This is a genomic window from Prosthecobacter sp. (assembly GCF_049294395.1).
Lineage (GTDB): Bacteria > Verrucomicrobiota > Verrucomicrobiia > Verrucomicrobiales > Verrucomicrobiaceae > Prosthecobacter.
Genome location: NZ_JBAQCR010000176.1, coordinates 1 through 8753, shown reverse-complemented (window position 1 = coordinate 8753; position 8753 = coordinate 1). Strand labels below are relative to the sequence as shown.

At 58.7% G+C, this 8753-nt stretch carries 10 protein-coding genes; 4 read left to right on the top strand and 6 right to left on the bottom strand.

The window, feature by feature from the left end:
- Positions 1-40 precede the first annotated feature (40 nt).
- Together WAW39_RS11985 and WAW39_RS11980 are read left to right on the top strand one after the other, a co-directional pair.
- Positions 41-1477, top strand: coding sequence for an FAD-dependent oxidoreductase (locus tag WAW39_RS11985; protein ID WP_422319074.1), 1437 nt, complete (start codon positions 41-43; stop codon positions 1475-1477).
- Between the two features lie 91 nt (positions 1478-1568).
- Positions 1569-2339 carry a helix-turn-helix domain-containing protein gene (locus WAW39_RS11980; protein ID WP_422319072.1) on the top strand — a complete coding sequence of 257 codons (771 nt, stop codon included), beginning with the start codon at positions 1569-1571 and terminating at the stop codon, positions 2337-2339.
- Between the two features lie 3 nt (positions 2340-2342).
- Here the strand turns inward: WAW39_RS11980 and WAW39_RS11975 are convergent, their stop codons facing one another.
- The 6 genes from WAW39_RS11975 to WAW39_RS11950 are packed head-to-tail and all read right to left on the bottom strand — an operon-like array spanning position 2343 to position 6724.
- Positions 2343-3470 carry a prenyltransferase/squalene oxidase repeat-containing protein gene (locus WAW39_RS11975; RefSeq protein WP_422319070.1) on the bottom strand — a complete coding sequence of 376 codons (1128 nt, stop codon included), beginning with the start codon at positions 3468-3470 and terminating at the stop codon, positions 2343-2345.
- Positions 3467-4123, bottom strand: a complete 657-nt coding sequence (locus WAW39_RS11970) for a GNAT family N-acetyltransferase (RefSeq protein WP_422319068.1) — start codon at positions 4121-4123, stop codon at positions 3467-3469. Before WAW39_RS11970 ends, WAW39_RS11975 begins: the two co-directional genes overlap by 4 nt.
- Before the next feature lies 1 nt (position 4124).
- Positions 4125-4589, bottom strand: coding sequence for an OsmC family protein (locus WAW39_RS11965; protein ID WP_422319066.1), 465 nt, complete (start codon positions 4587-4589; stop codon positions 4125-4127).
- The gene (locus WAW39_RS11960) at positions 4589-5200 is read right to left on the bottom strand and encodes an FMN-binding negative transcriptional regulator (RefSeq protein WP_422319064.1); all 612 of its coding nucleotides are present in this window, start codon (positions 5198-5200) and stop codon (positions 4589-4591) included. The genes WAW39_RS11965 and WAW39_RS11960 overlap by 1 nt, the downstream gene beginning before the upstream one ends.
- 8 nt (positions 5201-5208) lie before the next feature.
- The gene (locus WAW39_RS11955) at positions 5209-6180 is read right to left on the bottom strand and encodes an alpha/beta hydrolase fold domain-containing protein (RefSeq protein ID WP_422319062.1); all 972 of its coding nucleotides are present in this window, start codon (positions 6178-6180) and stop codon (positions 5209-5211) included.
- A 31-nt stretch (positions 6181-6211) separates the two neighbouring features.
- A complete protein-coding gene (locus tag WAW39_RS11950; RefSeq protein ID WP_422319060.1) occupies positions 6212-6724 on the bottom strand; it encodes a GNAT family N-acetyltransferase in 513 nt (170 codons plus the stop codon).
- Between the two features lie 128 nt (positions 6725-6852).
- Here WAW39_RS11950 and WAW39_RS11945 point away from each other — a divergent pair, with 128 nt between their 5' ends.
- Positions 6853-7725, top strand: a complete 873-nt coding sequence (locus WAW39_RS11945; RefSeq protein WP_422319058.1) for an ATP-grasp domain-containing protein — start codon at positions 6853-6855, stop codon at positions 7723-7725.
- Between the two features lie 117 nt (positions 7726-7842).
- Positions 7843-8463, top strand: a complete 621-nt coding sequence (locus tag WAW39_RS11940; RefSeq protein WP_422319056.1) for a hypothetical protein — start codon at positions 7843-7845, stop codon at positions 8461-8463.
- The last annotated feature ends 290 nt before the right edge of the window (positions 8464-8753 follow it).

The following is an 8753-nucleotide window of genomic DNA, read 5'->3' as shown; positions in this document are numbered from 1 at the left end:
GGGCTGGGAGGCAGCAAACTGCAACGCGTACCAACCATCCATGAAACCCCAATCTGCCGATTTTTCCCGACGTCACTTTTTACGTGCTGCTCTTGCTGGCCCCGGGCTGCTGCCTGCGGCCACATGGGTGTCTGCTTCGGAAAGCAAGAGCGATGCAGTGAACTTTGATGAACCCAACCGCAGTGTGACGCTGGTGCATGATGCGGACGTCATTGTCTGCGGTGCGGGCCCGGCGGGTGTGGCGGCGGCGGTCGCTGCGGCGCGGGCGGGAGCACGGGTGCGTTTGTTTGAAACGAATGGCTGCCTCGGCGGTGTCTGGACGGCGGGCTTGCTCACGTGGATCTTTGATTTCGACAAACCCGGCTTCACCCGGGAGATCACGCGGCTGCTTGATGAGCGTGGTGCACGCCGTGGCGGTGATCCGGGGCGCTTTGTCTATGAACCGGACGAAATGAAGCTGCTGCTGGAGGATTTGTGCAGTGAGGCAGGGGTGAAGTTTCGCCTGCAAACGCGGGTGGTGGCAGCCTATCGCGAGGGACGGCAGCTCACCACAGTCATCACGGAATCACGCTCGGGCCGTGAGGCATGGCAGGCTCCGGTTTTCATCGATACCACAGGCGATGGCGTGCTGGGAGCCCTCGCTGGCTGCGGCTGGGATCTGGGCAGGATGGGCCAGGATGACAAGTCGGCGGAGTGCGCCTGCCAGCCGCTCACCATGAATGCCCTGGCCGTCGTGCGGGATGTGACGCAGATGGGAAAATACATCTCCTTTTATCAGGGCGACCTCAAGTGGCACGTCGAGGCAACAGCCAACTTCAAAGCGGAAATTCAGCGCGCAGGCGTGGACCCCTCCTATGGCATGCCGACCATTTTTCATGTGCGCGACAACATCGTGCTGCTGATGCTGAACCACGAATACGGCGTACGCCCCGATGATGCCGACGCCATGACCACCGCCACGGTGCGCGCACGCAAGGAGATCTTCACCATCACACGCGCTCTGCGGAAACTGGGTGGCGTGTGGGACGGCCTGCAGGTGGTGGCCACGGCGGAGCAGATCGGCGTGCGTGATGGCAGGCGCATTCACGGCCGTTATGTGGTGAAAACGGAGGATCTCACTCAGGGGGCACGCCATCCCGATGCCGTGGCACGGGTGACCTTTGGCGTGGACATTCATGCGAAGAGCAAGGCGGACAACGACAAGCTGACCATCGAGCGTGGAGGCGTGAAGAAGTTCACTCCCTACGACATCCCTCTCCGGGCTCTCATCGCGAAGGATGTGGACGGCCTCATGATGGCAGGACGCTGCATCAGTGGTGATTTTGTGGCACATGCGAGCTATCGGGTGACGGGCAATGCCGTGGCCATGGGGGAGGCCGCAGGAGTCGCGGCAGCCCTGGCCGCGCTGCACAAGCAGCAGCCGCATGAGGTGCTCTGGGAAGACTGCCGGGTGATGCTGGAAAAGATCGCGCGCTGAGTCGAGCAGGGCAGTTGCGCGTTGCCTGCGCTACGCCATCCTGTTTTCTGTGACGACCCCCCGGCGATCTGATGTGCCTCTGAGACCCCGCGTGCGCCCCAAGCGCTCGGCGGAAGAAGTTGCCCGCTGGAGGAAGCAACGGGCTGCATGGATGGCCTCACTGGAGCCGACGCTGCTGTTTCAGCGGCTGTTTGACCACATCCCGGGAGTTTACTTTTTCGCCAAGAACAAGGCTGGGCATCTCATGTTCGCCAGCGAGGGGCTGATGCAGCGCTACCAGATGCCGGATGATTCGGAGATCATCGGGCGCACGGACTTCGACCTGAACCCGGACACCATGGCGCAGGCTTATGTGGATGACGACAAGCGCATCCTGGCCGGCAAGGCGGACGTGATCGAACGCGTGGAGCTGTGGTGGGATTCCCAAGGAATCCCGGACTGGTTTCTCGTGACAAAGCTGCCGCTCTTTGATTCCAAACGCCGGGTCCAGGGTGTCATGGGCACATTAAGGCGTCCTGATGAAGCGGAGCGCAGATTGCCGGTGTTTCAGACCGTGGCGCAGGCGGTGGAGATCATCCGGCATGACTATGCGAAGCCGCTCTTGATTGAAGACGTGGCAAAATCCTGCGGTCAATCACTGCGGCAGTTGCAGCGTCGATTTCAAAGTGCGTTTGGGATTACTCCGCAGGAATTCCTTATCAAGACTCGGGTGCTGGCCGCCGTGCGTCTTCTGGAGCGGACGACGCTGACCGCCAGCGAGGTGGCGGAGCAGTGTGGTTTTGTGGATGCGAGCAGCTTCACCCAGCACTTCCGCAAACGCATGGGCGAGTCGCCGGCGGTGTATCGGCGTGCACGGCGATGAAACTCAGTGCAACTCGTCGCACAAGGCCAGCGCCTTCAGGGCCTGAGCCGTGGCGATGTAGGTGATGTAACTGTAGTTACCACGATAGAGCGACTGCATCCACCAGCGGCCGGAGACGCGCTGCTCCTGCTTCAACCATTTGAGCCCGCGCTGGATGCGCTCATCGCTGGTGGGGATGTTGTTTTGACGCATTAGGACGATGGCAAAAGCGGTCATGTAAGCGTCGCTTTCCGGTTTCGACGCATCGGGAAGGCCGTTGATGAGTTTCACCACGGTGTCGCTCATTTTAAAGTGCCAGTCACCCACGGCGGATGTGTCGCGCAGAGACCAGCCGCCATCGGCATGTTGTTTGGAGGACAGCAAAGCCAGCGCGGCATCGCGCTGGGACTGCGGCACGAGCTCGGGCATGTAATGCGCGAGTTGGAGGCGCAGGATGCGGTCGAAGTCATTCTTTGGCGGCGCATCACGCAGCCAGGATTTCATCTTTTCGATGCGTGCGAGCAGTTCGGGATCCTTGAGGCTGGCGAGCCAGCCGGGCGCGGTGGTAGCGGCGCGGGCGGCTTGCAGCGTGAGCTCAAAGTTGGTGGTGATGTGGGGGATTTCGACTTCGCCATAACTGACGAAGGAGCCATCGGCGGACTGGCGCATGAGCATTTCCTGCAGGGAGCGCTCCGTGTGGGGAGAGAGTTTGCCTGTCACGTGCTTGTCCCACTCGGCGAGACCCATGGAGCGCCAGATGCTCGACCAAGAGCCGCCGTAGTATTTGATGCCATCCTTTTCCGTTTCTTTCTGCGGCTTGACCTCTGCGGGCACGGTTTTGACGAAGTCTGCCAGCACCTCCTCCAGTGGCATGCCGAGCTGTTTGGACAAAGCCGGGCGCTCGCTCAGGTACGGGCCGGTGGTGTGGCAGTTCACGCAGGTTTTCTCGCGCACCCAGCAGATGGCGCCATCATCGAGGTATTTGGCGGCAGCTTTGATGGTGTCCGGGCCAAAGGCCTTCACTTTAGGCTCATCAGCCGTCGCCCGACTGACCTGAATACCCTGGGTCTGATATTGAAACTCGGGCTTGGGCTTCGGGTCAGCCGCGACAACCAAGGAGCTGGTCAGCAGGAGGAGAAAGGCGTGCTTCATGCACGGGCTTGTACGCTGCGACTCCCGGCAATCAATCGTCCGAGCGGAATTGAGTCGTCTTCATAGAGCCAGCGGCGGAACGCGGTGGCAATCTGCGGCCATTCATGGTCAAGCATGGCAAACCATGCGGTGTCGCGGTTTTCGCCCTTGATGATCATGTGCTGGCGGAAGATGCCTTCAAAGGTGAAGCCGAGGCGCAGGGCGGCATTGCGGCTGGGTTCATTGCGTGCATCGCATTTCCATTCCATGCGCCGGTAGCCGAGGTCCTCAAAGCAGTGACGCAGCAGCAGGTAGCAGGCTTCGGTGTTGGTCTTGGTGCGCTGTGCTGCGGGCGCATACCAGATGTTGCCCAGTTCTGCCACGCCATGCTCGGCGCGGATGCTCATGAGGGAGATGCTGCCGAGACAATGCTGAGCAGCAGCGTCACGCACGGTGAAGGCGATCACGTTCGGTGTGGCCTGCCATTCACGCAGGAAGGCGGCCTGGTCCTGGGCATCAGCAAACGGCCCCCGAGGCATGTGGCGCCACAGTTTGCGTGTGGTTTCATCGACATGCGAAATGGCAAACAGTTCTGCCACATCCGCCGCGACATCGAGTGGTGTGAGCGTGATGAAGCGGCCATCGAAGCGCTGGGGTGTGGGCTGCGGTTTCATGTCAGTTTCTGGGTTTCACGATCACGTCCGTTTTGATCGAATTGGCAATGAAGCATTGTTCGTGGGCAAGGTGATGCAAATGATCGCATTCGGTGGAAGTGGGCTGCTGGTCGCCGCTCCAAATGATGAGGGGACGCAAGGTGATCTGGCTGATCCAGAGCACTCCGCGTTCGTTTTGCGTCATGATGCCTTCTGCTGCATCGTCATAGCTCTCGGGGAGGAAGCCGGCGTCACAGGCCACGTGGAGGAACCAGAGCATGTGGCAGCTGGAGACGGATGCGATGAACATCTCTTCGGGGTCGATGCCTGCGGGGTTTGACCAAGGTAAAGGCACAATCTGCGGGGAGGGAGAACCGGGCACGATGGCACCACCGTCGAAATGAAGTGCATGTTCGCGCGAGTAACGGCGGTTGAGGAAATCAGGGCCTTGGTTTTTCCAGCGGACGGTGGCGGTGTGGGCGGACATCAAAGTCTCTCCTTCATCATTTTGGCCGTGTCGCGATCGGTCTGATCCGGGCTGTTTTGTAGCATGGCGATGACAGATGGTGCATCTTTTGGACGGTTTTGGCTGAGCTTGAACTTGCCTTCGATGCGGGTGATTTCGATTTCGATGCCGACGATTCCTTTCATAAGGCCATCGCGGAATTCGGCGGACATGATGCCGTGCCAGCGGCTGGGACGTCCGGTTTCGTAAAATTCGACGAGATCGTGCAGCATTTGCACAAATCGGTCATGGTCAGTGACGATGCGTGGAATGCCGTAGGCATGGACGGCGGTGTAGTTCCAGGTGGGGACGGCTGGCTCGGTGACATACCAGGCCGGGGAAATGTAGGCGTGGGGGCCGGTGAAGATGACGAGGACTTCGGAGTTGGAAAAATGGCGCCATTGAGGGTTGGCGCGGGCCATGTGGGAGAGCAGACAACCGTGCGAACCTTGTGTCGGATTCAGCAAAACGGGCATGTGCGTGGCTTGCGGAACTTTGCCGTCGTGTGACACGATGGTGGCAAAGCTGTGCTGGCGCATAAAAGCATTCAGCGTGTCGCGGTCATCGATCTTGAAGTCAGGGGGTGTGTACATTTGACGGGCTACTTCCTGACTTCCGGCAGGGCGGGGATGGGGGTGATGTCGACGGGGGTGTCTTCGCCACGGAGAGTGTTGCCAATAAAGTTTTTGGCGCGGGCGATGACTTCGGGATGGCCGACGGAACCGTGGCTGCCGTCGGTGATGGGGACGAGAAGGGAGGGGACGCGGGCTTGTTTCAGGGTGGCGTGGATGGCTTCGGCGTGGAGGAAGGCGACGCGTTTGTCGGCGGTGCCGTGGAAGGTGATGAAGGGCGGGTCGTCGTCGGTGACGTAAGTCACGGGGGAGGCGGCGAGGGCTTCGGCGTGTTTTTCTTCGTAGTTGCCGCCGAGCAGGCCGATGACGGCATCGTCTTTGAGGATGGGCTTCATGTCTTTGTCGAACATGAGGGCCTGGGTGAAGTCTTGGGGGCCGCAGAGGTTGACCACGCATTGGACGCGGCTGCTGAAGGTGGTGTTGGGGCCGAGGTCGCCTTCGAGTTCTTTGACGTCGCCGCTGGTGCCGATGATGGAAGAGAGGTGGCCGCCGGCGGAGCTGCCCATGACGGCGATTTTGTCGGAGTCGAGATTGTATTCTTTGGCGTGGGCGCGAATCCAGCGGATGGCGGCTTTGCAGTCGTAGATCTGGGAGGGCCAATGGGCTTCCTTGGTGAGGCGGTAGCCGACAGTGACGGCGGCGTAGTCGCCGGTGCGGGCAAACTGGATGGCGGCGGCAGCGTAGCCGAGGCGGTCGCCATTGACCCAGCCGCCACCGTGGATGAGGGCGACGACGGGCAGGGGTTTGTCGGTGTTGCGTTTCTTGGGGAGGAAGAGATCGACTTTCTGTTTGGGGTTGTCGTTGCCTGCGTAGGGCTGATCCAGGCGGAGTTCGACCTGGTTTTTTTCGGCGATGCTGAGGACGTTCTTTTTTTGTGCGGAGAGGTCTTGAGACCAGAGGGGTGACGCAGCGAGCAGCAGGAAGGGAAGAAGATGTTTCATGGTGGGCAGAGTACGGGGAAGGTGGCGAAAACTAACGACGGCGGTAAATCAGCATCGGCATGCCGAGAATGGTTTCCGCATGGGAGCAGTCAAAGCCAAGTTTTTCCAGCACACGCCGGGAACGTGCGTGATCGGGATGCACATCTGCGAACAGCGGTTCCGCTGCGTGGTGTGTGTCAAACCATTCGAGCCAGGCACGGCCCACCTCAATCGCGTAACCCTGCCCCCAGCAAGCTTTCGCCAGACGAAAGCCGAGCTCGATGCGTTGTCCGTCGGGAAGATGAAACAAACCGCTGTCGCCGATGGGCTTGCCGGTTTCTCGATGAAGGATCAGCCGTTTGCTGAATCCATGAAGTTTTTGATGTTCGCGGTATCGATGGATGCGGCGGCGCGAGTCCTCCAGCGTGAGGTCCGCCCCTCCTGGAATGAACTGCATCACCTCGACATCAGAGAACCAGTCAAAGGCCTGCTCCGCATCCTCCTCCTCGAAAGGGCGCATGCGGGTGCGCTCGGTTTCGATCCAGTGATGGTTCTGGAATGGCATGGCCTTGTCAACGCCGTGAGAGCCTCTTGATATTGCATCCACGCGTGAATTTTCAGGGGCTGAAGGCTGGTGTTTTTTCCATGCCACAGTGCGTCAAAAGCAACTCCCATGAAGGTTGAAATCCGTTGGTGCTCGACAAATCTGTTCCCCATAATGCTGTTGACGTACTCGACAGAATTGTTTCTCATCAAGTAGTTCGCCCAACCAACCGTATCCCCGTGAGGCTCATTTATCCAGCAGACACGTTTAGCCCGAAGATAGCCGATGAGGTCTTTGCAGACGAGTTTGCTGCTGCACAGGCGGCAGAGCTTCCTGTTTCCATTTTCAATTTCGAGGACTTCCAAGGTGGGACATTTCGGCCACGGCCTGCGATTCAGAGCGGAGAGACAGTTTTGTATCGAGGCTGGATGCTGACTCCCACAGAATACACTCGGCTGTTCGAGGCCATTGTCGCTGCCGGTGGCACTCCCATTACGGACGTTGCCGCATACACTCTTTGCCATCACTTGCCCCGTTGGTATCCGCTTTTGACGGAGTTCACCGCAGAGACGATGACCTTTTCGGAGACTGACGATATTGCAGCAGCACTGGCAGCCCACGGCTGGGACGGATGCTTCCTGAAGGACTATGTGAAGTCCCTTTCTACTGATGGCGGCTCTGTGGTTAGAGACCTTTCGGCTATTCCAGCCGTCATCACCAAGATGTTGAAGTATCGTGGGCAGATTGAGGGTGGTTTGTGTGCCAGACGCCTTGAGGACTACAACACTTCCAGTGAGCGGCGCTACTTTGTTTGGCGGGGACAGGCTCACTCGGACACAGGCGAGGTGCCACAGGTCGTCGCTGAGACAGCCAGCAGAGTTTCGAGTCCATTCTTTTCCGTGGATGTAGCTCGTCGCAGTGACGGTGTGTTGCGTGTCATCGAGCTTGGAGACGGACAGGTATCAGACCGGAAGAACTGGGACTGCCACAACTTTATTAGTATGCTGTCCTTCGGCGCATGAACAGGCGACACGAACCACCAAGGCCGAACAAAACGGATGCAGGCAGGGGGCTCGTATGGCATCTGTCGTGTCATCGACGCTTCCCGCTCGCCGTCGCCTGATCCGAATCGTTAGCCTATGAAACCCAGTCAAAACGTAGAAGCTTCATGGGCGAAGTTCCTTAACCCCAACTCACTAAAGCAGAACCTTCTTCAAGGAGGACTTTATCTCGCGGCATTCGAGATGCTCAAGGATTCACTTGTCGGCAGGCCGCGGGACTTCTACTGCATCGGATTCGTCGAAGGTGAGTTGGAGACCGGTCCTGAATATGCCCGTAAGGTGCTCTCGCTTCACAAGCATCCTTACACTGCGTCGGCTCTTTGGTGGTACAATCTGGGCGCGATTTCGGAGAATGATTTGGAGACATTGAGCCTAATCCGCGAACATCGCGACAAAATCGCGCACAACATGCCAAAGATGATTGCGACCTCCGAACACAGCATAGACCTTGGATTATTGGCGACGACCAGTGCCATGCTCACCAAACTAGATAACTGGTGGATACAGAATTTCGAGGCGGAGATTGACCCGGAAAGCTACAAGCAGTTCAACCAAGAGGAGATGGACAATGCGGCGAGCATGAGCTCAGTCTTCCTGTCGATGATGATTCCGTTGGTCTCGGGTGACGACAGCCAGTTTCGGACACTCTACGCGATGTGGTGTGACCAACAGACCAAACCTAAAGAAGGCGAACATTAGAGGGTGGATTGCTGCGAGCCTGAGCGAGCCGGCAGATGCCCCTGGGGTTGAACAAGCCCGGCTTTAACACATTGGCATCCTTATGCGCTTGGTGTGGCGTTGTTGATGGCTGAACAGAGCCTGGTGTTGACGAATTCGGCATCGTTGAGGTCGGCGTTTTCGGTTTTGGATGACATGGCAGAAAATCGTGGGTTTTGGAGGTGGTGGCGGGGCTTTTTGCAGGCGCTGCTGGTGGTTTTGGGTTGTGGCGGTGTGCTGGGTTTGCTTCCTGGTCGTGATGCAGAGTACCC

Excerpts from the sequence above, each read along its gene's own strand:
- WAW39_RS11985 (WP_422319074.1), top strand. The coding sequence starts at position 41 with ATGAAACCCCAATCTGCCGATTTTTCCCGACGTCACTTTTTACGTGCT.
- WAW39_RS11975 (WP_422319070.1), bottom strand. The coding sequence starts at position 3,470 with ATGAAGCACGCCTTTCTCCTCCTGCTGACCAGCTCCTTGGTTGTCGCG.
- WAW39_RS11970 (WP_422319068.1), bottom strand. The coding sequence starts at position 4,123 with ATGAAACCGCAGCCCACACCCCAGCGCTTCGATGGCCGCTTCATCACG.
- WAW39_RS11965 (WP_422319066.1), bottom strand. The coding sequence starts at position 4,589 with ATGTCCGCCCACACCGCCACCGTCCGCTGGAAAAACCAAGGCCCTGAT.
- WAW39_RS11960 (WP_422319064.1), bottom strand. The coding sequence starts at position 5,200 with ATGTACACACCCCCTGACTTCAAGATCGATGACCGCGACACGCTGAAT.
- WAW39_RS11955 (WP_422319062.1), bottom strand. The coding sequence starts at position 6,180 with ATGAAACATCTTCTTCCCTTCCTGCTGCTCGCTGCGTCACCCCTCTGG.
- WAW39_RS11950 (WP_422319060.1), bottom strand. The coding sequence starts at position 6,724 with ATGCCATTCCAGAACCATCACTGGATCGAAACCGAGCGCACCCGCATG.
- WAW39_RS11940 (WP_422319056.1), top strand. The coding sequence starts at position 7,843 with ATGAAACCCAGTCAAAACGTAGAAGCTTCATGGGCGAAGTTCCTTAAC.